The following is a 23,096-nucleotide window of genomic DNA, read 5'->3' on the forward strand; positions in this document are numbered from 1 at the left end:
GGGCTCGTTGAGGCGATACTGATAAACTTTGATATAATTTTCACAGAAAGCCCTTTTTGCAAAGAGATGGTCTCATTTGTCACCCAAGGAGGAGTGCAAAACCATGAAGCGTGTAACCTGGATTTTTGTGTCGGTGCTGGTGTTCACCGCCCTGGTGCTTGGGGCGTGCGCACCTGCGGCTTCAAGCGGCGGCGCGAAAAAAATTCGCGTGGCTACCGATGCCACCTTTCCACCTTTCGAGATGGTTGATGAGCAAACCAAGCAATTAACCGGCTTCGATGTGGAGCTGATGAATGCCCTGGCAAAGAAGGCGGGCTTTGAGGTGGAGTGGACCAACGTAGGCTTCGATTCGATGCTGGCGGGAATTTCTGAGTGCCAGTATGATGCGGCTATTGCGGCCATCACCATCACGGAAGATCGTAAAGCCACCATGGATTTTTCTGATCCGTATATCAACGCCGGGCAGATTGTCACCGTTCGGAAAGAGACCACAGATATCAAGAGCAAGGATGATCTGAGCGGCAAAAAGATCGGCGCTCAGATTGGCACCACCGGCGCCATTGAAGCCGGAAAGATCGCGGGGGCCGAGGTAAAAACCTACGATGCTTATGATCAGGCCTTCCTCGACCTGGCCAATGGGCAGATTGATGCCGTCATTGCGGATTACCCCACCACACTGGCTTTTCTGGCTACCAATCCCGATAAGCTGATGACGGTTGGCGAAGTGTTCACCGACGAGAATTATGGCATTGCAGTTTGTAAAAAGAAAAGCAGTGAATTCATGGGGCCGATTAACGAAGCGCTCAAAGCTCTCAAAGATGACGGAACGGTAAAGAAGCTGGAAGAAAAGTGGCTCGCGGGCCAGTAAGCACCATCGGGCTGTGGGGGCCGGGGCTACCCGGCCCTCTTGTTGTGTTTCATTAAAGGCGGTGAGCATGGCAAATCCATCGGTTCCTCAACCCGATTCCCACCTCCCCACCATTCCCGGCAACGAAAATGCCCTGCGATGGGATCCGGGCTGGCTCCTGGTGGTCAGTGCGATGGCGTTACTGGCCATTCTGGTGTTCGTGGTACGCGATCCTTTTGATCGTATCTTTCGTTTTGTGCTGGATGGTGTGCGGGTTACCGTGGTAGTGACCCTGGTGACTTTTGGGCTGGTTTTAATCATCGGCATGATTGGCGCACTGGGCCGGCTTTCGCGTATTGCGCCGTTGCGCGGGCTGGCCACGGTGTATGTTGAGGTCGTCCGCGGGATTCCCCTGCTGGTGCAATTGTATTTCTGGTATTATGCTTTTCCATCCATCGTCCGTGACCTGGGTGCCCGGTGGAATATTGCAGGAATGAAGGATTTTGTGGCCAACCCTTATTTTATGGCCATCCTCGGGCTGACGCTCTGCTACGCGGCCTATATGACTGAAGTTTACCGGGCAGGGATTCAGAGCATCCCCAAGGGGCAGATGGAAGCGGCTCGCAGCCTGGGAATGACCTACTTTCAGGCCATGCGCTACATCATCCTCCCTCAGGCCGTGCGGGTGATCCTGCCACCGGTTGGAAATGAATTCATCACCCTGCTCAAGGATTCCTCGCTCGTTTCGGCGGTGGCAGTCTCTGATTTGACTCGCCGGGGGCGAGAGTTTCAGGCCATCACTCCTTTACCTCTCCATATCTACCTGATGATTGGCCTGATGTATCTGATCATGACTCTCCTTTCGGCACGGGTGGTAAGTATGCTGGAGGCCGGCGTGCGCCGTGAACGGTGAGATGATAGAGCAACCGATCATTCAAATTGAGAAGGTACACAAGTATTTTGGCCGGGTGCATGCCTTAAGAGGGGTGAGCCTTGATGTATTCAGGGGAGAGGTTGTAGTGATCATCGGGCCTTCGGGGTCGGGCAAATCTACACTTTTACGGTGCATCAACCGCCTGGAGGAGTTCGACAGTGGGCGGATTGTGGTGGATGGCATTCCACTGGATACGGCAGAGAACATCAACGCGGTGCGCGCCGAAGTGGGAATGGTCTTTCAGCAGTTTAACCTCTTCCCTCATCTGACCGTTCTGGAAAACATTACCCTGGCGCAGAAGGTAGTACGGAAGCGCAACGCTGAGGAAGCTGAAAAGATCGCCATGGACTTACTCGGTAAGGTGGGCATCCCGGAGAAGGCCAACGCCTACCCCTTACAGCTTTCGGGGGGGCAACAGCAAAGGGTGGCCATAGCCCGTGCCCTGGCGATGAATCCAAAAATCATGCTCTTTGATGAGCCAACCAGTGCCCTCGACCCGGAAATGATTCAGGAAGTGCTGGATGTGATGCTGGCACTGGCGAAGGAAGGCATGACCATGGTGGTGGTTTCGCATGAGATGGGCTTTGCCCGGAACGCTGCCAACCGGGTGATCTTCATGGATGAAGGACTGATTATAGAAGAAGCTCCGCCCCAGGTTTTGTTCACCAACCCATCCCAGGAACGCACCCGGCTTTTCCTGAGTAAGGTTTTATAGCGCCTGGAGGATCGAAAGCAACGTATGTTGTTCCCTCTGGGAAAACTCCCCTACGATTTTCTGGCGAAATTGCTCAGCCAGGCTCCGGTCACCGATCCGCGGGTTTTAATTGGCCCGGGAAGCGGCCTGGATTGTGCGGTCATTGACCTGGGTGAGCGCTATCTGGTGTTCAAGTCTGACCCGATAACCTTTACCACTGACCAGATCGGATGGTACGCCGTGCAGGTCAATGCCAATGATATTGCTACCACCGGAGGGGTGCCGCGCTGGATGCTGGCCACCCTGCTTCTGCCGGAGGGGAGGGCGACGCCTGAACTGGTGGAGAGAATTTTTGATCAACTGAGCCAGGCCTGCGCGGCGTTGGGTATCAGCCTTGTAGGTGGACATACGGAAGTGACCTATGGGCTTGATCGGCCGGTGATCAGCGCGGCGCTGGTGGGAGAGGTAGAAAAGGGGCGGCTTGTCAGGCCGGACGGGGCGCGTCCTGGGAACAGACTGCTTTTGACCAAAGGGGTACCGGTAGAAGCCGTCTCTATTCTGGCTCGTGAATTTGGGGCGCATCTCAAGGCGGTTTTAAGCGAAGACGAGTTGCAGGAAGCGCGAGATTACCTGATGAACCCGGGCATCAGTGTGGTGCGTGATGCCCGGATTGCCGTTGGAGCCGGGCGAGTGAGGGCGATGCACGATCCCACAGAAGGCGGACTGGCCTCTGCTTTGTGGGAACTGGCTGAGGCCAGCCGGGTGCGCCTGGTGGTTGACCCTCAGGCGGTGAGGGTACCCGACCTGGCCCGGCGTATTTGCAGCCAGCTGGGGATTGATCCGCTGGCGTCGATCGCTTCGGGGGCGCTGTTGATGGCAGTGGAAGCGGATGATGCTGACATCATTGCCAGCGCTTTAGAAAAAGAAGGGATCCCGTGCGCAGGCATTGGCAGGGTGGAGTCCGAAGGGACGCCGGAGGTGCTTACGCCGGATGGAAAGGCCCTGGTGCGCCCCATGCGGGACGAAATTGCCCGTCTTTTTGAGCGAGAAGGGTGACGCTGACGAGCGAATCAGCAGATCAATGATCGGATGAACGGGTGTTTTACCACCTGGCCTTGCGGCTGTTGCCTTTCAGCTCATCCTGAAAGACGATGCTCAGGAAAAAGCTGACCACGCTGACGATCAGTGATCCGAGGAAGGCCGGTACAAAGCCATCTACGGTGAAACCGACCCCGAACTGGGTGCCGATAAGACCTGCCAGATAAAAAAGAAGCGTGTTGATGAGCAGCGCGCCCAGCCCGAGGGTGATAACGATGATTGGACAGGAAATGACGGTGAGGATGGGGCGTAAAATGGCGTTGACCAGCCCGAAAATGAGTGCCAGCCAGAGGACTTCCCACCAGTGATCAAATTGAGGGGTGATTCCCCGCCCGTTGAGCAGGTAAATGGCAGCGTATAAACCAGCGGCATTGATTCCAAGGCGGATGAAAAGTTTGGTCATGACCGTTCCTCCTGTTGTTGAATACATTGTACCCGGAATGGCTGTTTGCCGGAGTGTGATTTTCCCATCCTCTGCTTTGATGGGATTTACCCGCTGACACCACCTGATGTTCCTTTATTCCCTGCAACGATATTCCATCCACACGAGGGTATTTTGAAGTGAAAACTGGCAGGTCAGGAAGGCGTCTACTCCACGCCCGAAAGGGTAGTTTACGCTCATCGGGCGGTGGCGGTACTGGAAATGCTGCAGGGCCACAGGAAGCAAAGCGCGTAAGGCTGCATCTTCGTGTTCAGGCGGAGAGGCTATCCACAGCATATCCGAGTAGCCGCGAATAGGTTCCCAGGAGGCAAACCCGAGCGTCTGGACCGGCTGGTTACCGTTGCCATAATATCGGGCGGCCCAGTGAAGCTGAGAATTCCCGTTCAACCACATCCACAGCTGGTTCCACCATGCCGGGTGGAAGTGATTTACCTCAAAACTCATGTTCCAGGTTGTATCGGGGGGGTAGTTTAGCTCCAGCCAGCGGCGTTGCAGGGGCCAATCGATGCGCTCGCGCGGGCCAATTTCCACCCCAAAGGGGGGGATTAGATCGGGCACCCCGTTGCTCAGCCATGTGGAACGGCGTGACCTCTCGACGAAACCTACCGAGGCGTAGAGGTTATAGGCCGGGGCGTTATCGTCTCGCACCTGAAGCCAGGCTGATTTCACCCCCCGTTCCCGAATGTACTCAAGGGCGCGCAGGGTCAGTTCGCGGGCAATGCCCCGTCGGCGATAATCCGGATGGACAGCCACATTGGCGATCATGAAAATCCATTTTCCACCCTTGAAGATGGGGATCAGGCTTAAATTACCAACCAGCCGGTGATCTTGCTCCCAGACAAAACCAAAGAGAGGGGAAGATATTCGCTCACCGCGCCAGAATGTCCAGCGAACGAGGGCAGGGTCAGCGGCGGCCTGGCGGATGTGGCGCAGATATTCACGGCCATCGGGGTCAAGGGTAGACGAAAAACAAAGCTCCATCAGATCGGCCACGGCAGAGAGGTCGCGGCGCGCATCGAGTGGACGAATGTGACTGATTTTTTCCGCAGGGTGGTAGCGCACGAGGTTATTTTACATCTGAGGAAGGCAGGAGGACAATTGAAACGGGGTGGAAAAAACGGGGGTGTGGTGGGCCCTTCTGGAAAAAAGGGTTCTCTAACAGGAATCTTATATAACAAATGTTCAATGTTAATAAACTCGATGCTATAATTCTGACACAGTGGGATTTTCTCCACCAAAGGATGGAAGCTTATGATGCGATTTGATCGTTTTACCGAAAGAGCTCAAGAGGCCGCTCAACGCGCGGCGGAGATCATCCAGCGATATGGGCATAACCAGATTGACACAGAGCATATCCTTCTGGCGATGATCGAACAGCCGCAGGGGGTGGTTCCTCAATTACTGGAAATATTAAAGGTGGATGCCAATTTACTGGCAGAACGCCTGGATTATATCCTGCGTACCAGCCCGAAGGCGAGCATTTTTGGCGGAGGTGCCGGGCAGATTTTCATCACTCCGCGGGTGAAACGCATCATCGATCTGGCCAATGAAGAGGCCAATCGGATGAAGGATGAATATATTTCTACCGAGCACCTCTTTCTGGCGGTGTTGAGCGAGCGAAACACGCCAGCGGCGCGTTTGCTGGAAGGGGCGGGCGTTACCCGCGAGCGTGTCAATGAAGCGATTATGCAGCTGCGCGGGGGGCAGCGCGTTTCAGACCCTCAGGCCGAGACGCGCTATCGAACGCTGGAAAAATACTCACGTGACCTTACCCAGCAGGCGCGGGAGGGGAAGCTCGACCCGGTGATTGGTCGGGATAAGGAAATTCTGCGTGTGATGCAGATTCTTTCTCGCCGCACCAAGAATAACCCTGTTCTCATTGGAGAAGCCGGGGTCGGAAAGACAGCCATCGTAGAGGGTCTGGCGCAAAAAATTGCCAGCAATGATGTGCCGGAGATTCTGGCGGGTAAACGCGTGGTGGCGTTAGACCTGGGGGCCATGATTGCGGGTTCGCGTTTTCGCGGTGAGTTTGAGGAGCGCCTTAAAGCCGCCATTGAAGAAGTTCAACGTGCGGCAGGCGAGATCATCCTCTTTATTGATGAATTGCACACCGTGGTGGGGGCGGGCGCGGCACAGGGGGCGATGGACGCTTCCAACATGCTTAAGCCCTCACTGGCGCGGGGCGAATTGCAATGCGTGGGTGCAACCACGCTGGATGAATACCAGAAATATATTGAGAAGGACTCTGCGCTGGAGCGGCGTTTTGCGCCCGTATTTGTGGACGAGCCGAGCGTAGAAGATACCATTCAAATGTTACGTGGTCTGCGAGACCGGTATGAGGCCCACCACAAGGTAAAAATTTCTGATGAGGCCCTGGTGGCTGCGGCGCGGCTCTCTGCGCAGTATGTGCCTGACCGTCATCTACCCGATAAGGCTATTGACCTGATTGATGAGGCGGCGGCCAAATTGCGAGTGGCGCTTTACTCTCTGCCGCCAGAGTTAAAAGCGCGCAAGACTGAAATCGACCGGTTGATGGCCGAGGAGGAACAGGCTGGTCAGGAACGTGATTATGAGCGTGCGGCTCTCAAAAAGGCGGAGCGACTGCGCCTGGAAAGTGAGTACAACGAGTTGCGGGTAAAATGGGAACGTGACCATCAGCTGGATGGACAGGTGGATGAGAATGATATTGCCGAGGTCATCGCACAATGGACGGGTATCCCGGTGAGCCAGATGATGGAGTCTGAAGCGCAGCGTTTATTGCACATGGAAGAACGCCTGCACGAGCGTATCATCGGGCAGGAGGAGGCTGTTCACGCGATCGCCGATGCCATTCGCCGTGCCCGGTCGGGTCTCAAAGACCCACGACGCCCGATTGGTTCGTTTATCTTCATCGGGCCTTCAGGAGTAGGAAAGACTGAACTGGCACGTGCCCTGGCTGAGTTCCTCTTTGGTGATGAAGACGCCCTGGTGCGGCTGGATATGAGCGAATACCGTGAACAGCATACGGTTTCGCGCCTGTTTGGTGCCCCACCCGGATATGTGGGGTACGAAGAAGGCGGGCAACTTACCGAAGCGGTGCGCCGACGGCCTTATCGGGTGATCCTGTTCGATGAAATCGAAAAGGCCCACCCTGAGGTCTGGAATGCGTTATTACAGATCCTGGATGATGGTCGCCTTACCGATGGGCAGGGCCGGCAGGTGGACTTCCGCAATACGGTGTTAATCATGACCAGCAACCTGGGCACCGAGTTCGTGCGCAAGGGGGGCACGCTGGGCTTCCTGCAACCCAACGACACAGCCGAAGATCGGCAGATGCATGATAAGATCGAAAAGGCCCTCAAATCGACCTTCAGGCCTGAGTTCCTCAACCGTATTGATGAGATTATCATCTTTTCACCGCTCACCGAAGAACAGATGTTGAGCATTGTGGATCTGCAGATGAGAGAGGTGCAAACACGGCTGGTGGAGCACGGCCTGGAAGCCGAGCTGACCGACCGGGCACGCCAGTGGCTGGCAAAAGTGGGCTACGACCCGAACTTTGGGGCGCGTCCATTGCGCCGGGCATTGCAAAAATACGTCGAAAGCCCGCTCTCTGTCAGCCTGCTTTCGGGTGAGTTCCACCCCGGTGATAAGGTGGTGGTGGATGTGGAGGAAGACAGAGTGGTCTTTCGTAAGGTGACCGAAAGCGAGCCATCGCCTGTAAACCAGGCTTAGGCAAAATCAGCGGGGCTATCTCCAGGTACAGGGGACAGCCCCGCACCGTTCTCTTTTGATGCACAAAGGCATGGAGCCCGCCTGAGCCGGGCCCTGGTGTTGTGAGGAGGCGGAGCGAGAACCAGCGGGCTGGCATTGGAATTGCATGATTCGGGTATACTAAGCAATATATGGCACTGGAAGTGTGGCAGATTGTGACGTTTCTTTCGGGCCTGCACCTTTTCCGGGGGATCGAGGAGGAGCGCCTGAAGTGGATCGCCGGGCAAATGACCGAATTGCGCCTGCGCGAGGAGGAGCTTGTCTACGAAGAGGGGCAAGAACCCAATAACCTGTACTTCATTTTTGAAGGCCGGGTGCAGATGACACGCTACCGGCGGGGTGCCCCCAAAGAGGAAGAAATGCTTGGCTTCCTCGATCAGGGTGATTACTTTGGGCTGGAGGTTTTGGAAGCAAGGACGGCGCGTCGCACAAGTGTTCAGACGACTACGGCAGTGGTGCTTCTTTGCTTTTCTGCCGAAGCCTTGAACGAGGTCTTTGCACAGGTTCCAGAATTGATTCCCCGGCTGGATTTAATGATTGCTTCTTTTCATCTGATGCTGCGGACGAACCTGGATTGGCTTAATCCGGAGGAATACATCCTCTATATTGCTCGCAAGCATCCATTCTTCCTGTGGGTACGTCTTTTACCTCTTATTCTTCTGATCACAATAGTGGTCGGGTTATTCCTTGGATTGTATGGCACACTGGGCTTGAGCCTTTTTTTGATCTTGATGGCAGGTGCACTGGCGGTCGCCGGGGGTGTGGGACTCTGGATTTATGTGGATTGGTCGAATGATTATTACATCGTCACCGCCAGGCGCATTGTATTCCAGGAGCGTATCGTTCTGCTCTACGACAGTCGACAGGAATCGCCCATGGAGCAGGTACAGTCTACCGAAGTGGATCGCTCTTACCTTGGGCAGTTGCTCGGATTTGGCGATGTGCGTATCCGCACCTATACGGGGGTGATTGTGTTCCAGGCGGTGCGCCTGCCTGCGGAAGTGGAAAAAATCATTCAAGAGCAGATCAAGCGGGTGCAATCTACCCTGCGACAGGCCGAAATTCGTTCGATAGAAGAGACAATTGCCCGCAGGATCGGCTTGCTACCCGCCAGGAGCGGCCCGCCCGGAGAGGCCACACCTGCCAAACCCGCTCCGACCCCGATGCAGCGCTTCATGGCAGACCTGTTTCACCTGCGCTATGAATATGGCGATACCATTCAATATCGCACGCACTGGTGGATTTTGATTTCGCGCATCTGGCTGGTTACGCTCTTATTGCTCGGAGTGGTCTTTACCAGTCTGTTCTTGCTGGTAAAGGCTGCCCTCGGGCAGATGCCGGAAGGATTTCCGGTGGTGGGGGCCTTCCTGGGGTTGATGCTGCTTGGACTGGGGTTCTTCCTCCGGTGGGTCTATGTTTATATTGACTGGCATAATGATCGTTACCTCATCACCAGTGATCAGGTAGTGGATATTAACCGGAAGCCTTTAGGGAAAGAGGAGCGTCGCGCGGCGCCGATCCGCAATATTCTCAGTGTGGAGTTTAAACGTCTGGGAATCATTGGACTGCTGCTTAACTTCGGGACGGTCTATATTCGGATTGGAGATACGCTTTTCACCTTTGACAATGTTTATAATCCTTCGGAGGTGCAGCGGGAGCTGTTCCACCGGATGGCGGTGCGAAGCGTGCGTGAACGTCAGCAACAGGCTGAAGCCGAACGTCAGCGCATGGCTGACTGGATTTCAGCCTACGATCGATTGACCCGCCGGTGAACCAGTTTGCATGGGCCTGTTAAGTTATAAGTTATAAAGAAAATGTTACCGAAGGAGGGGGCTCTTTGGTGCAGGTAGAGATACTACGGCGAGGTTGGCTCTAGCCTCAACGGCCAGATGACTTCAACAATACGTTGCTGAACAAGGGCATCCTTTATCAACGCAGGCGAGAGACAGTAAGATGAAGCCCCTGCTTCGGCCAGTAGTTCCGCCGCCTGGCGGGGCTCCTGGGGCACTACCTCTAACCCACTACCGGGCATGTTGAGAACGGGCACCAAATCCGTGATATTCATTGCCAGGTTGAGGGCGCTGTCATGCAGTTCCTCCCAGGTATCCACCACCCCGGTAGTCAGTAAGACCACTGCGGCAAACATGGCTACCAATAGAGGTTTCCACTCCTGGCGCAAGAGCACCAGCATCAGGGCTAACCCTGAAAAGAACGCCCCTATAACTTTGGGGCCAAAGTGAAAATGGACTATCAGGTATATGATCCAAAGGATAAAAAGAAGCGCGTATGGCGCCCATTGCCGAAAGCGGGCTTTGAATTTTACCCATGGGATAACCAGGGAGCCAAGAGCTTCATCCTTTTCGCCTGGGAACGCCTCCCGGACATCTGATCGCGCCCGATTAAACTGCAATTAGCGAGACCTCATTTATTTGTAAGATGTATAATATCTCCAGGTTTGCTTGTGGTTAGATGACACCGGCACACAAACCGATCTGCAACCCTACGACGCATTGAGGGGACTTGCTCTTTCAACCCCGGGGGAGGTTTCTGTGATCATCAGCGCCAGCCGCCGTACCGACATTCCGGCCTTCTACACACCCTGGTTCATCCGCCGCGTGCGCGCCGGGTACTGCACCGTACCCAACCCCTTCAACCGCAACCAGGTGAGTTACGTCTCGCTCAAGCCTGAGGATGTGGATGTCATCGTCTTCTGGACGCGCAACCCTGCCCCGCTCATTCCCTACCTGGACGAATTGGATGCGCACGGCCTGTGCTATTACTTTCAATACACTGTGCTGAACAACCCGCGCGCCCTGGACCCCCAATCTCCACCCCTGCCGGCGGCGCTGAAGACCTTCCTCCGCCTGGCCGAAAAAATCGGCCCGCAGAAGGTCATCTGGCGCTACGATCCCATGGTCTTCACCCTCCACACCGATGCCGAGTACCACCGCGAGACCTTTGCCCGCATTGCCACAGCACTGCGCGGCTTCACCCGGCGCGTGGTGATCAGTGTGATGGACCGCTACCCCAAAGCCGAGAAGCGCCTGGCTGTGCTCGAATCGCACGGCTTTGCGCTGAATGAAAATGTCATGACAAACCCGGCTTTCGAGCGCCTGATGCGCGATCTGGTCGCTATCGCCGCCCAGAACGCGATGGAGATCGTCAGCTGCGCCGAAGACCTCGACCTGACGCCCTACGGCGTGCGCCCGGGTAAGTGCGTGGATGATGAATACATCCGCAGTGTGTTCGGCCTTGAGGTGACCCACAAGAAGGATCCCCACCAGCGCGAGGTGTGCGGTTGTGTAGTCAGCAAGGACATCGGTGCCTACGATACCTGCCTGTTTGGCTGTCAGTACTGCTACGCCACACAGAGTTTCGACCGCGCACGGAAACAGCACGCCGAGCACAACCCCGAATCGCCCTCGCTGATCGGGTGGTATGAGGCACCACCGCCGACCAAGGATGAGGTGCCACCGCATGATGCAAAGCAGTTGAATTTATTTTAATCAGCGGGAAGATGAGCATGATCAGGCATGATCCCTATACCTACCTGCTGGACGAATTGCGCATACGCAACGACGCCGAGGACGAGGAAACGTTTGCGGATGCCCTGCATCGCTTACAACCGTACGTCACCCGCCTGCGGGAGAGTTACGATGCTTCTCCCTCACGGGTGGATTTTTCGTGTGAGCACACTCGCGCCGCCTACATGCTGGTCTATTATCCTCACTACATCGAGCCGCTCTACCAGATTCTGTGCGCCCTGCCCCAAGATGTGATTCAGACCTGCTTCAACGGTGAGAAGGTGCGCGCCGCCTTCCTGGGAGCCGGCCCGGTTCCTGAGGCCTTGGGGTGGGTGGCCTTTCTAAACGAGTATGCGCCCCAGGCCAGAGTGGCACTGGCGAACCTGCTGGACTGGCACGTACATGCCTGGCGCATCGGGCAGGAAATTACGGCCTACGCCCTGGCGCCCTACTACTGGCCGCGCGGGAAGACCCTGCTCCAACCGTTCGAATTCGATCTGCTCAACCCCGCCGCACTGGAACAACCGCGGCTCCAGCAGGCCATTCGGCGATCCTCGCTCATCGTGATGCAGAACTGCCTCAACGACCTGCTCCATGCCCGCGAGGCCGTCCTGGAAACTTTCCAGCGCATCCTGGACCTGGCGGAATCGCCCACGCTGGTCGTGGTGTGTGATCTCTACTTTCCAGGCGTGTGCGATCTCATGGCTGAGATGCTCGCCGCCATGACACAGTGCCACTGGGGAGAAGTGGTCTTTCCCTTACAGTACCGTGAAGTGACCTCATGCATCCCCCCGGAGGTCATCACCCGCCACCTGCTCACCGGCGACAGAACCCGACGCCTCATCCCCCGCAAACATACCCGTTTTTATGCTCTGGCTGTGTGGCATGTTTAACCCTTAAACTGCGAGTGTAACCGATGAACGAACGCCTGGACGCCCACCTCTCTGCTATGGAAGACCTGCTCCGCGAGAGCGGCCTGCAGATTGTCGAGCGGCGGGCCATTTCCTACGGCGTGCAAATCGTGCTCACCGATGGTCAGAGTAAGGTGCCACTCAATTTCTTTACCAGTGGACGTATCACCGCCCAGGGCAGGCCTTCGGATTTACAGGTCAAACTCGACGCCTGGGCTAAACAGCAGGAAGCCACCTTTCGCGGCCAGGCGGCCGAGGAAGAGCGCAAGTCGCAGGCCAACATCCTGGTGGCGGCACCGGCCCACTTTCATAAGGTGCGCAGTTTGTTGGCCGACATGCCCGGTGTGAGCTTCGTCTCGCCGCGCGGCTCGGCCCTGCTCCATGCCGAGATCGAGCAGGAGCATCAGCACGTGGCGGTGACGCTGTACCCCTCGGGTACGCTGGTGATCCAAGGGCTGGCTTCGCGCTTGCTCGATGAGATCACCCAAACCCTGAACGTGCATGTGGTCAAGCCCCTGGACTGGGCACTGGTAGAAGGCGCACCGCCGACGGAAGATGAGCGCTATGCCGTCCTGGAAGACGGTGAGACTTCACCCGCCCTGGCGTGGCTGCAGATGCACTGCGACCCGCAGGTGCTGTGGTTCACCCGCCCGTCCCTTTTCTACACCTTGGTCGCGGCGGCGCAACTGCGCGAAGCCTGGCCGAGAGTAAATTATCCCCTGGCTGAGGCGCGGGTGCTGGTCTTGCCCTTTGCGCGGGCGCTGAGCGGCTTTTTGACCCAATTGGCCCTGCATCTAGGCTGGGTGGAGGGCGATGCGTTTACAGTGCCCCCTGCGCTCGATACCCTGCGCGGCTGGTGGGAACGCCTGGCTTCTGCTTTGCCCGACCCACAGGTGCAGGATACGCTGGCGGCGGCCTGGCAGGCCCTGTGCGATGCTCTGCGCCCCGATTTTGTCCTTCAGCCTGCGCCGCCGCTTTGCCCCGAGGACGCTGAAGCGCAGATCGCCGCTGTGTTGAAGACCATCACACACTTCTACCGCATCTGGGTGGCATCGCCAAATGTGCCCGCTGCCTCTCCCCCGGCCCCAACGGGTGAAGCCGATGACCACGCCGAAGCCTGGATCGGTACAGACGAGGCTGGCAAGGGGGATGTCTTCGGCCCGCTGGTGGTGGCAGGGGTGGCAGTCACCGCCGAAACCCTGCCTCAATTGCAGGCGCTGGGGGTGCGCGACAGCAAGGCACTGGATGATGCCGCCATCCTGCGCCTGGCGGGGGCGATCAAGGCGCTTTGCCCGCACGAGGTGCTGGTTTTGGAGCCGCAGACCTATAACAAGCTCTACCCCCGGCACGGTAGAAACCTGAACCGTCTACTGGCCTGGGCACATGCGCAGACCATCGCTCGCCTGGCACAGCAAACCGGGATCACCCATGCCCTGAGCGATCAGTTCAGCACGGCGCACGAGTTGGAAACCGCCGTGGCGCAGGAAGCCCCCGGGGTGCACCTGCGGCAGTTTCCGCAGGCCGAGCGTGACCCGGCCGTAGCGGCGGCGTCCATCCTGGCGCGGGCGGCTTTCCTGGAAGGTCTGCACGCCCTACAACAGCGCTTTAAGGGTGTTTCCATCCCGCTCGGGGCGACCGATCCCCAGGTGCGCCAGGCCGTGCGCGATATCTACGAGCGGTGGGCCATGGACGGACTGCGCGCCGCGGCCAAGTGCCATTTCCGCACCGTGACCGAGGCGCTGGGGAATGTGCCCTTGCACTGTTAGATCAATCCACCAGTCCCAGACTCTGCTCCCGGGCAACTGCCTGGGTGCGTGTGCGCACGCCCAGTTTCAGGTAGAGATTGTTCAAAGGGCGGTATTTTTCACCTTATTCCCCTTTCCGAAGCCGCCCGCAAGTATGGGCTAGACGAAGCCTGCTGGAGAGGAAAAAATACGGTAAAATAGTCAGCATTGACTGGCTTTTATTGTTTTTGAACGAAGGTAGCGAAAAGAATGGCTATTCGAACGATTGTAACGGTTCCAGACGGTGTACTGCGGCGCAAGGCCAAAAAGGTCACCACTTTTGATAAGGAATTACACACCCTGATCGAAGATATGATTGAAACGATGCGTCAGGCTCCGGGGGTGGGGTTGGCCGCACCGCAAATTGGGGTTTTACAGCGGGTGATTGTGGTGGAATATGGGGATGAAGAGGACGAGGAAGCCCCCAAAAAACTTTTCGCTGTGGTTAACCCCGAAATCACCCATGCCTCAGAAGAAATGGTGGTGGGGAATGAAGGTTGTCTTTCCATCCCCCGGATCATGGGTGAGGTTGAGCGCCATGAAAAGATTGAAGTGCGGGGGCAAAATAAGTTTGGCAAGCCCGTGAAGTACAGGCTTTCGGGCTGGCTGGCACGCATTTTCCAGCATGAAATTGATCATCTTGAGGGCGTGCTGTTTACCGATCGAGCAACAAAGCTCTGGCGAGTTGCTGAAGAAGAAGAGGAAGTGCCGGACACGGTTTAAATCCCGGCCCAGGCCATGTACCTGACCCGCCTTTCGTTGACTAACTTTCGCGCGTTCACCCGCCTGGATATGGAAGTTCCCAGGCGGACGCTTTTGCTGGTTGGGGACAATGCTCAGGGCAAGACGAGTATCCTCGAAGCGGTGTATTACCTGGCCACGTTTACGTCCTTCCATGCTCAATCAGACAGACAACTGATCAACTTTCTGGCCGGTAGAGAAGCGCTGGCAGTGGGGCGGCTGGTCGCAGAATTTCAACGCGGCGAAGCCCGCCATCAGCTTGAGGTGCGTCTGATTCAAGAAACAAACGGGGCCGGGTCGCGTTTTCGCAAGGAAATTTTACTGGATGGGGTCAAACGCACCCCCAATGAGGCCACAGGGGCTTTTGAGGCGGTGATTTTCCTGCCGCAGATGACGCGCATTGTAGAGGGAAGCCCCGAAGAACGCCGCCGGTACCTCAACCTGGCGCTGGCGCAGGTGGTGCCCGGGTATGCGCAGGCGCTCAGTGAATATGCCCGTGCGCTGGAACAACGCAATGCACTGCTCAAACAACTCAATGAACGCGGGGGAGATGCCGATCAGCTGTTGTACTGGGATGCCATCCTGGCTGAGCGTGGAGCAGAATTGATCTTTCATCGGATTGCAGCCATTCAGGAGCTGGAGCGTCTTTCAGCGCGTATCCATGCAAGGTTGACGCATAACCTGGAAGTGCTTCAACTGGTGTATCAGCCGGCGTATGATCCCCTGCCTCAACCGGAAGGACAATTCGCCTTGCCGCTGGTAACACCCATGAACCGCAGTGGCTTTACCCGCGAGCAGATTCGCCGGGGCTTCATGGAACGCCTGATGACCCTGCGGCAGGAAGAAATTGCGCGCGGGATGACCACCATTGGCCCCCACCGGGATGAGGTGCGTTTCTTGAGCAATCACATTGACCTGGGGAATTACGGCTCGCGCGGACAGGTGCGAACGGCACTGCTTTCTCTCAAGCTGGCCGAGGCGCAATGGATGCGAGAGCGTTCGGGGCACTGGCCGGTGATGCTCCTGGATGAGATTTTAGCCGAACTGGACGACCGCCGGCGTGTTGATTTACTGGAATACCTGGGAGAATGTGAACAAACCCTGCTTACCACAACCGACCTGAAACTTTTCTCAGAAGATTTCTTGCGAAAGAGTGTTCTCTGGCAGGTGGAGCAGGGGGTTATTTCGAAAATTCAACCCGCCTGTACTGAGGGGTAGGCCTTTCTGACAGAAAACTAACGCAGTGGATTCCGAGCTGGCACACCCACCCGGCGGGGGTAATTTTGCGGGGTGGCCGCGATTTTGTCAATGATAATCAGGAAGCGCTCTTCTGCCACCCCCGGCAGGGTGACGGGGACAAGCTGACGGAGCCGTCCACCGAGAAGGCGAATGGCGTTTTCACTGGCATGGGCCTCAGCCGGAGCGCTTTCGCCTTTCTGGGCCAGGGCAGCGCCGCCCACCCGCACCAGGGGGAGGAGATATTCAGCCAGCACATTCATCTGGGCCACCGCGCGCGCTACGGCCCACTCAAAATGTTCTCGATATACCCGGTTTTGCCCCAGCTCTTCCGCACGGGCCTGGATCACCTCAACATTTTCAAGACCCAGGGTTTCTACAATGTGGCGGCAAAATTCTACTTTCTTGCCGATCGAGTCGACCAGGGTAAGGCGCATGGTGGGGTAAAGGATTTTTAGGGGAATGCCCGGAAAACCTGCGCCTGTGCCGATGTCGATCAGGCTTTCGGGAGGGCGGTCTCGCCAGGCCAGCGAACAGGTGAATGAATCCAGAAAGTGTTTGATACGAATACCGGCTACATCGCGGATAGCGGTCAGATTCATACGGGTGTTCCATTCGAGGAGCTCTTCTTCATAGCGCTTTAAAAGAGCCACCTGCCGTGGAGTGAGGCGGATCTGGAGCAAAGATTGGGCTTCCTGCAGGAGTTTTTCCATGTTGAGGCGATTATACCCGGAAGATTAAAAAAGCTTAATCCCTTGACAACTCACCCATTGATTGATAGACTGAAGCTTAATCTTATGAAAGGAGAAAGGCGCATGAACAGGTATGCTTCCATCTGCATCGCAGTAATTATGCCGGATCGCACCGACCTCGGTGGCGCTGTGTTGATTCCTTGTCGTAGTGCGCCTGCTCCCAGATAGAACGAACGGAACGAACTGAGAGGCCACGGGTGCACCGACAGAACCCCCGTGGCCTTTTTCTTTGCCCTGGAATGATCAGGCCACGAGCATTCAAAAACCGTGGCCTGTTTTTTTTTGGAGGAGAAGATGGACGCTGTGATCGTAAACGACCTGTATAAGCAATTCGGAAAACGTGGTGAAACCCTGGTGAGTCGCCTCTGGAAGCGGGCTTCATCCAACGGGAAGAACGGGAATGGATCGGCTCAGGGGAATGGGGCTCGTCCGGTGGTGATCGCGGTAGACCATGTGTCTTTTTCGGTGCAAAAAGGGGAGATCTTCGGCGTGCTTGGCCCGAATGGGGGCGGCAAATCGACGCTCATCCGGCTGATCTCGACCCTGATGCTTCCGGATGCAGGTCACATCACTGTGCTGGGATACGATGTGGTGCGCCAGCCGATGAAGGTGCAGGAGCGGATCAACCGGGTTTCGGTTGAGGCCAGCTTTTTCAAGAAGCTTTCGCCGATGGAAAACCTGCTCTACGGTGCGCGGCTGTACGGTTTGAATGCAGGTGATGCGCGCCGCCAGGTGGTGGAGATCCTCACCCGGCTGGGCCTGGAGAAACGCTCCATCTATAGCCCTATGGAAGAAATGTCGCGAGGAATGCAACAAAAAGTGGCCATTGCCCGCGCGCTGCTTTCACGGCCTGAGCTTCTTCTGCTGGATGAACCCACCACAGGCCTGGATCCGCGTTCAAAACGTGAGGTTCAGGCGGTGGTGCGTGAGATGCGTGAGCAGTATGGCACCACCATTATCCTGACCACCCACGATATGAACGAGGCGGACACCCTCTGTGATCGGATCGCCATCATGAACAGCGGCAAGATCATCGCCCTTGACACGCCTGCGGGGCTTAAGGCTATGGTCAGTCCGCAAGACGGCAGGCCACCAACGCTGGAAGATGTTTTTCTGGAATTGACCGGCGAAAAGCTGGTCAAGCCGGAGGAAGAAGAACCATGAACAACCATTTCATCTTTGAAAGCCGGGAGCTCCGGCTGACTCCTCTCAATATCGAACAGGATGCGCCGGTGCTGGCTCAATGGAGCCGTGATCTGGAGATCGCTCGCCGCCTGCGCAGTGACCCGTTCGTTCAACCTCTGAGCGTGAGTGAAGCGCGCCGGGTGTTTGAGGCCTGGTTGAAAGAGGTGGAGGCATCGAACCGAAACACGCTTTTTGCCCTGCGCCCGCAGGAAGATGAACGCCTGGTTGGCTTTCTGCGTATCACTGGTATTCTCTGGCTGCATGGAACGGCGAACTTTGAGTTGCTTCTGGGCAGTGAAGAAGATCGAATGCGCTATGCCGATGAGGCGCTGGTGCTTGGGCTAAATTATGCTTTTGGGGAACTGCATCTGTTTCGAGTTTCAGTGCAGGTGCCAGAATACGATGCGGCTGGCCGGGCGTTGTACGATCGGGCGCGTTTCACTCTGGAGGTGCGTCAGCGGCAGGCTGTGTTCCATGAAGGGCGCACCTGGGACCGTCTTCAGTTTGGAATGTTACGCCCGGAGTGGGAGGCTTTTTATCAACGTGAGGGGGTGGCCCTATGACCACCCCCACGTTAGAGGGGAAGCGGGTGCGCCTCGGGCGCATGGAGGGAGAGAAGGACCTGGAATCCTGGGCTGGCTGGTTTAGAAACGTGGAATTCCAGCATTTGCTGGATGTTGAACCACCCCACCTCTGGTCTGCCGGGCAGATTCAAACCTGGTTGGAAAGGAAAGACGACAGGTCTGTACTTTTTGGGATCCGCACTCTGGAAGATGATGCGCTGATTGGTTTTGTTACCCTGGAAGCCCCGGATTGGACGGCACGAACCGCCTGGACATCCATTGGGATTGGCGTGGAGGCGCGGTGGGGGCAGGGGCTGGGGAGGGAAGCCATGAGCCTTCTCCTCGGATATGCCTTTGAAACCCTTCATCTAAACCGGGTCTCGCTGACGGTTTTTGAGTACAACCAGCGCGCCATTCGATGCTATCTCCGGTGTGGTTTCCTGGAAGAAGGCCGGGCAAGGCTGGCTGTTCAACGCTTTGGAAGGCGATGGGATCTCGTATATATGGGTTTTCTATATGAAGACTGGTTGTGCCTGAAGAAGAGGGAAGAGCCGGTTATCCTTTCTTAAGTCAAAAAGGATCTTCTATGACTGCATTAACCTTACAATTGCGTGCTTCCTTTGCTTTTGTGGAGCGCAATTTCAACCTGATTAAACGTTACTGGGCCTGGGAAATGGTCTGGCTGATTTATTCGACTGCCGAAAGTCTCTCGGTGAGCTTCATTGGTCTGGGAATGGGAGCAATTAGCGGCAATGGAGCGGCGGCCCCGCAGGTTAACACGGGGTATCTGGTATTGTATTTACTCATCGGCACGCTGGTATGGCGCTTTCTTTCGATGATCTTTTACTGGATTACTGACTTGATTAACATTGAACGGTGGGAAGGCACCATCGAATATACGCTGATGGCCCCTGTGCGCCGCCTGACTCACATGGCCGGGCAGACTGTCTTTGCAGTGGTGTATAGCCTGTTTTTCACCGGGATCATCCTCACGGTGACCACGCTGGTCTTCAAGATTGATCTGAGCCGGGCAAATATTCCTGGTGGTGTGGCGATGATTTTGTCGGGGAGTATTTCCTTCATCGGCATTGGCATCATGGCTTCATCGCTACCCCTGCTCTTTCCTGAGCGAGGGGCGCAGATGACCAACGTCTTTATCGCCCTCTTAATGCTGGTTTCGGGAGTGTATTATCCGGTGAGTGTGTTGCCAGGGTTTTTACGCCAGCTGGCTGTGTACAGCCCGGCCACCTATGTGCTGGAAGGGGTGCGACTGGCCATGCTGGAGAATGTGCCCACCCATGAGTTGTGGGGCTTCATGCGCCCGGTATTATTAATCGGGGTGTTCCTGGTGCCTGCGGGCCTGTGGGTGTTTGCTCAGGCTGAACGCTACGCCAAACGCACCGGAAAACTGCACCGAAATGGGTGAACAGCCATAAAAGTGCTTTCAAAGAACGCCGAACTTGGCGTGTGAGAGAGAACGATGGGGGTTAGGCCCTTAATCCACGAGGGCACGGAGGGCATCCGGGCAGTGAAGGGTGATGTGGCCGCCTTGATCTGCCGATAGGATGCCCTGCCGTTTAAATGCAACCATCACCTGGTTGGCCCTCCGGCGAGATGCACCAACCAGCTCAGCGATGTCATTTTGTGGAAGGCGCAGGCGGATCAGCACACCCTGAGGAGTGTTTTGCCCGTATTCTTCTGCCAGCAGGAGCAACTGATGAGCAATGCGTCCGGGAACATCCAGGGCGGCAAAGGTACGGATCAACCGGGTGGTGCGCCTGACCCGTTCAACCAGGGAATGGAGTAGATTTTCGTTGGCTCTGGGGATCGTTCGCAACATTTCCAGGAAGTGGGAGCGGGCCATCCAGAGGGTGGAGGTGGCTTCCAGGGTAATCACACTGGCCGAGCGCTCAGCCTGGTCGATGACGCCCAGTTCACCGATAATATCTCCCGGCCCTTGAATGTTGAGGGTAACCTGAGTACCATCCATCTGTGGCAGATAGACTTTCACTGTTCCATCAAGGATGAAGTAGACCAGATCGCTGGGTTCGCCTTCGGTCACCACGTCAACTGCCGGTGGAAACTGACGAGCGTGCAGGCGCTGGCATACCCAGGACATTTCTGACGGGGTAAGACCTTTAAAAAGGGTGATGCGGGTGGCAGCTTCAAGGGGGTAGTTCATGGACACCCTTAATGTACCCGGTCTGAGAACTGATTACAAGCTTAAAGAATTACGAATGGCTTACAATCGTGCCGTTGATCTTTCTGGATGACCATGAATGTTCTTTTGTTTATCGGGTTTGGGCATGGGTAGCGTGGGGGACCTGGACCACCCCGTCGGTTTGATTGAGGTGCAGGGTCAGTCCTTCCCGTGCTACCATTGTACCGGGGAGCAGACGTTCGGCCTGGGCTGCGATGCGGTCCATCTGTTCATCATCGTATTCCGGTGCATGATGAAAGAGCACCAGTTGCCGTGCACCAGAAACCTGAGCCGCCTGGATGGCGATGCCCACCGTAGAATGTCCGTAGCCCTGAGTGTTGGGCAGTCCTGCGGCCATGCCAAGATAATGCTCATCGGTGTACTGGGCGTCATGGATGAGCAACCGGGTTCCCTGAGCGAAATGAGCCAGCCTGCGGTCGCCATTGACATACCCTTCGGTATCGGTGGCGTATACCATCGAAACATCGTGCCAGTCGATGCGATAATGTAAAACTCCGTTGGGATGGGCATAAGAGCGCAATACCCGGATGCGGATCAGGTCGGGGTCTTCCATCAAAACAGGGTCGCTGGCGCTTCCCAAGGCCACACCTCCGACTGATTCGCCGATGGCCAGCAGGTCGGGTTCGCGCAGAGTGGCGAAGCTGAGCCAGGCATTGAGTTCGGAGAGATGCAGTGGAAAATAAGGGGGTGACATGACCGCTGCAAGCGCCACTTTGGGGCTGGAATTGAGGAAGTCGGGCCCGAAGAGGTGCAGTCGGGTGCTTGGGACAAACGCCGGAGTGAAAAATGGAAACCCCTGGGTATGGTCGTGATGGAGATGGCTGAAAAGCAGGACGGCCTCAACGGGTTGTTTATTCTCGCGAGAACGGCGCATCAGTTCGCGCCCCAGCGGGATGATCCCCGTACCGGCGTCCAGAATGATCGTCCATGCACCAATGGTCACTTCAATGCAGGGAGTGTTGCCTCCATAACGCACGGTAGATGCTCCCGGGGTTGGGTAACTGCCGCGCACACCCCAGAATCTCACGCTGAATTCTTGATTTTCATTCATCCCTGCATCCTCCCTTCATCCTTCTGACCTGCCCTATGAGAATACTGGAGAGGCAGGAGAAGAGCAAGGAAAAAGTTCTCACTCCGAAGATTTGTTGATATACTAGCCCCGATGCATCACTGGAGGGCTATTCTCTTCGATATTGGCGGGGTTCTGGTGTGCACAGAAGACCCTGCTCCGCGCCAGCGCCTCGCTCAGCAATACGGGCTAAGTCGTGAAGGGCTGGAAAACCTGGTTTTCGGAAGCCCGGTCAGCCTGGCGGCGGAGCGAGGCGAGGCTTCGGAGGAGGATGTCTGGCAGTTTGTCCGGCGCTCTCTCCACCTTAATGAGGCGGCGCTGGTTGAATTCAAGCGCGATTTCTGGGCCGGTGATCGGCTGGATCAGACTCTGGTTGCCTGGCTGGCCAAAAAACGTTCGCATTTCCGCATCGGGTTGCTGACCAATTGCTGGAGCCGGGAGCCTTTGACGTATTATTCAACGCTCCTTGGTCTGCCTGATCATTCCCTGGCCGGGGCTGTAGATGCTGTGGTGAGTTCAGCCCAGGTGAGGGTGCGTAAACCACACCCGCGAATTTTTGAAGCGATCCTTCAGGTGCTCGGTGTGCCTCCTGGCGAGAGCATATTTGTGGATGATTTTCTGGAAAATGTGGAAGGCGCACGTGCGCTGGGTATGACGGGGATTCATTTCCGCAAGCGGGAGGACGTGTTATCTGCCCTTGACCGGATGCTCCATGGGGGACGGCTTCATGAATAATGGCGGAGCCCTGCACGTACTGGGGGTTGTGGCAGATACGCATGTGCCCGACCGGGTGAATGCTCTGCACCCGGAATTGCTTTCGGCGCTGAGAACTGCCGGGGTGGAGAGGATTCTTCACGCTGGAGATGTCTGTGTTCGCCAGGTGATTGAAGAACTGGAAAGTGTAGCTCCGGTAACGGTGGCGCGTGGAAACCGCGACTGGATGCTTTCGCCCTTGCCTCCATGGAGTGCCCTGCTGGAACTGGATGGAGTTCGGGTGGCAATGGCTCATGGGCAGGGGAGTTTTTTTACCTACTGGCTGGATAAATTCCTCTTTGTCTTTCAAGGGTACCGGTTTGAGCGGTATCAGCGGGTAGTGGCAGCGTCTTCGGCTCTGGAGGCCGATGTGTATATTTTCGGGCATACCCACCGCGCCGAAAATCGCCTGGTGGGAGGACGGCTTTTCTTCAATCCCGGTTCGGCCAGCTTTGGTTTTATTAAGGGCAGCCGTCACCCGTCCTTCGGTTTGTTAACCATCCGCCCCGGTGGGCAGGTGCAGGGAGAAATTCGTCCGCTGAACGGGTGGCGGGTGGTAAAGGGGCGCTGGGAGCGATTGTAAATCCCG

At 56.4% G+C, this 23,096-nt stretch carries 23 protein-coding genes; 17 read left to right on the forward strand and 6 right to left on the reverse strand.

The window, feature by feature from the left end:
* The first annotated feature begins 103 nt into the window (after positions 1-103).
* The 4 genes from ATHL_RS01550 to ATHL_RS01565 all read left to right on the forward strand — a co-directional run bounded on the left by ATHL_RS01550 (position 104) and on the right by ATHL_RS01565 (position 3,531).
* Positions 104-868 (forward strand): basic amino acid ABC transporter substrate-binding protein, encoded by a 765-nt coding sequence (locus ATHL_RS01550; RefSeq protein WP_062189082.1) that lies wholly within the window; start codon positions 104-106, stop codon positions 866-868.
* 67 nt (positions 869-935) lie between these two features.
* The gene (locus ATHL_RS01555; protein ID WP_062189084.1) at positions 936-1,760 is read left to right on the forward strand and encodes an amino acid ABC transporter permease; all 825 of its coding nucleotides are present in this window, start codon (positions 936-938) and stop codon (positions 1,758-1,760) included.
* 1 nt (position 1,761) lies between these two features.
* On the forward strand, positions 1,762-2,496 hold the full coding sequence (locus ATHL_RS01560) for an amino acid ABC transporter ATP-binding protein (RefSeq protein ID WP_062189086.1): 735 nt from the start codon (positions 1,762-1,764) through the stop codon (positions 2,494-2,496).
* 24 nt (positions 2,497-2,520) lie between these two features.
* On the forward strand, positions 2,521-3,531 hold the full coding sequence (locus ATHL_RS01565) for an AIR synthase family protein (RefSeq protein WP_062189088.1): 1,011 nt from the start codon (positions 2,521-2,523) through the stop codon (positions 3,529-3,531).
* Positions 3,532-3,577: 46 nt separating this feature from the next.
* On the opposite strand, the gene ATHL_RS01570 is transcribed toward ATHL_RS01565, so the two are convergent.
* The gene (locus ATHL_RS01570) at positions 3,578-3,976 is read right to left on the reverse strand and encodes a phage holin family protein (protein WP_062189090.1); all 399 of its coding nucleotides are present in this window, start codon (positions 3,974-3,976) and stop codon (positions 3,578-3,580) included.
* 114 nt (positions 3,977-4,090) lie between these two features.
* Complete coding sequence (locus tag ATHL_RS01575; RefSeq protein ID WP_062189092.1) at positions 4,091-5,077, reverse strand: GNAT family N-acetyltransferase; 987 nt, start codon at positions 5,075-5,077, stop codon at positions 4,091-4,093.
* A gap of 192 nt (positions 5,078-5,269) precedes the next feature.
* Here ATHL_RS01575 and ATHL_RS01580 point away from each other — a divergent pair, with 192 nt between their 5' ends.
* Positions 5,270-7,729 (forward strand): ATP-dependent Clp protease ATP-binding subunit, encoded by a 2,460-nt coding sequence (locus ATHL_RS01580; RefSeq protein ID WP_062189224.1) that lies wholly within the window; start codon positions 5,270-5,272, stop codon positions 7,727-7,729.
* Positions 7,730-7,899: 170 nt separating this feature from the next.
* The gene (locus ATHL_RS01585; RefSeq protein WP_062189094.1) at positions 7,900-9,540 is read left to right on the forward strand and encodes a cyclic nucleotide-binding domain-containing protein; all 1,641 of its coding nucleotides are present in this window, start codon (positions 7,900-7,902) and stop codon (positions 9,538-9,540) included.
* 83 nt (positions 9,541-9,623) lie between these two features.
* On the opposite strand, the gene ATHL_RS18710 is transcribed toward ATHL_RS01585, so the two are convergent.
* Positions 9,624-9,959, reverse strand: a complete 336-nt coding sequence (locus ATHL_RS18710; RefSeq protein ID WP_162787537.1) for a hypothetical protein — start codon at positions 9,957-9,959, stop codon at positions 9,624-9,626.
* 268 nt (positions 9,960-10,227) lie between these two features.
* Between ATHL_RS18710 and ATHL_RS01595 the strand changes: the two genes are divergently transcribed.
* From ATHL_RS01595 to recF, 5 genes are all read left to right on the forward strand, one after another.
* Positions 10,228-11,274, forward strand: a complete 1,047-nt coding sequence (locus ATHL_RS01595; RefSeq protein ID WP_201797917.1) for a DUF1848 domain-containing protein — start codon at positions 10,228-10,230, stop codon at positions 11,272-11,274.
* Positions 11,275-11,291: 17 nt separating this feature from the next.
* Positions 11,292-12,185 carry a hypothetical protein gene (locus ATHL_RS01600; RefSeq protein WP_062189099.1) on the forward strand — a complete coding sequence of 298 codons (894 nt, stop codon included), beginning with the start codon at positions 11,292-11,294 and terminating at the stop codon, positions 12,183-12,185.
* 23 nt (positions 12,186-12,208) lie between these two features.
* Positions 12,209-13,969 carry a ribonuclease HIII gene (gene rnhC, locus ATHL_RS01605; protein WP_062189101.1) on the forward strand — a complete coding sequence of 587 codons (1,761 nt, stop codon included), beginning with the start codon at positions 12,209-12,211 and terminating at the stop codon, positions 13,967-13,969.
* 228 nt (positions 13,970-14,197) lie between these two features.
* Entirely contained in the window at positions 14,198-14,710 is a 513-nt protein-coding gene (gene def, locus ATHL_RS01610; protein WP_062189103.1) for a peptide deformylase, read from the forward strand.
* A gap of 15 nt (positions 14,711-14,725) precedes the next feature.
* Positions 14,726-15,946: a DNA replication/repair protein RecF gene (recF, locus tag ATHL_RS01615; protein WP_062189105.1), complete on the forward strand. Its 1,221-nt coding sequence runs from the start codon at positions 14,726-14,728 to the stop codon at positions 15,944-15,946.
* 17 nt (positions 15,947-15,963) lie between these two features.
* Here the strand turns inward: recF and rsmG are convergent, their stop codons facing one another.
* Complete coding sequence (rsmG, locus tag ATHL_RS01620) at positions 15,964-16,677, reverse strand: 16S rRNA (guanine(527)-N(7))-methyltransferase RsmG (protein ID WP_062189107.1); 714 nt, start codon at positions 16,675-16,677, stop codon at positions 15,964-15,966.
* A 333-nt stretch (positions 16,678-17,010) separates the two neighbouring features.
* Here rsmG and ATHL_RS01625 point away from each other — a divergent pair, with 333 nt between their 5' ends.
* Genes ATHL_RS01625 through ATHL_RS01640 form a run of 4 tightly spaced genes read left to right on the forward strand, consistent with a single transcriptional unit; the run spans position 17,011 to position 19,890 of the window.
* Positions 17,011-17,880: an ABC transporter ATP-binding protein gene (locus tag ATHL_RS01625; protein ID WP_062189109.1), complete on the forward strand. Its 870-nt coding sequence runs from the start codon at positions 17,011-17,013 to the stop codon at positions 17,878-17,880.
* Positions 17,877-18,464, forward strand: a complete 588-nt coding sequence (locus tag ATHL_RS01630) for a GNAT family N-acetyltransferase (RefSeq protein ID WP_062189111.1) — start codon at positions 17,877-17,879, stop codon at positions 18,462-18,464. The genes ATHL_RS01625 and ATHL_RS01630 overlap by 4 nt, the downstream gene beginning before the upstream one ends.
* The gene (locus tag ATHL_RS01635; RefSeq protein ID WP_062189113.1) at positions 18,461-19,033 is read left to right on the forward strand and encodes a GNAT family N-acetyltransferase; all 573 of its coding nucleotides are present in this window, start codon (positions 18,461-18,463) and stop codon (positions 19,031-19,033) included. Before ATHL_RS01630 ends, ATHL_RS01635 begins: the two co-directional genes overlap by 4 nt.
* Positions 19,034-19,050: 17 nt before the next feature.
* Positions 19,051-19,890, forward strand: coding sequence for an ABC transporter permease (locus ATHL_RS01640; protein ID WP_062189115.1), 840 nt, complete (start codon positions 19,051-19,053; stop codon positions 19,888-19,890).
* Between the two features lie 69 nt (positions 19,891-19,959).
* Here the strand turns inward: ATHL_RS01640 and ATHL_RS01645 are convergent, their stop codons facing one another.
* Both ATHL_RS01645 and ATHL_RS01650 read right to left on the reverse strand, forming a co-directional pair.
* Positions 19,960-20,646, reverse strand: coding sequence for a Crp/Fnr family transcriptional regulator (locus ATHL_RS01645; RefSeq protein WP_062189117.1), 687 nt, complete (start codon positions 20,644-20,646; stop codon positions 19,960-19,962).
* A 109-nt stretch (positions 20,647-20,755) separates the two neighbouring features.
* On the reverse strand, positions 20,756-21,736 hold the full coding sequence (locus tag ATHL_RS01650; RefSeq protein WP_062189119.1) for an MBL fold metallo-hydrolase: 981 nt from the start codon (positions 21,734-21,736) through the stop codon (positions 20,756-20,758).
* Between the two features lie 111 nt (positions 21,737-21,847).
* On the opposite strand from ATHL_RS01650, the gene ATHL_RS01655 reads away from it, so the two are divergent.
* Both ATHL_RS01655 and ATHL_RS01660 read left to right on the forward strand, forming a co-directional pair.
* A complete protein-coding gene (locus ATHL_RS01655; protein WP_062189121.1) occupies positions 21,848-22,489 on the forward strand; it encodes an HAD family hydrolase in 642 nt (213 codons plus the stop codon).
* Positions 22,482-23,090 (forward strand): metallophosphoesterase family protein, encoded by a 609-nt coding sequence (locus tag ATHL_RS01660; RefSeq protein WP_162787538.1) that lies wholly within the window; start codon positions 22,482-22,484, stop codon positions 23,088-23,090. Before ATHL_RS01655 ends, ATHL_RS01660 begins: the two co-directional genes overlap by 8 nt.
* The last annotated feature ends 6 nt before the right edge of the window (positions 23,091-23,096 follow it).

It is taken from the genome of Anaerolinea thermolimosa (assembly GCF_001050195.2).
GTDB classification, from domain to species: Bacteria; Chloroflexota; Anaerolineae; order Anaerolineales; family Anaerolineaceae; genus Anaerolinea; species Anaerolinea thermolimosa.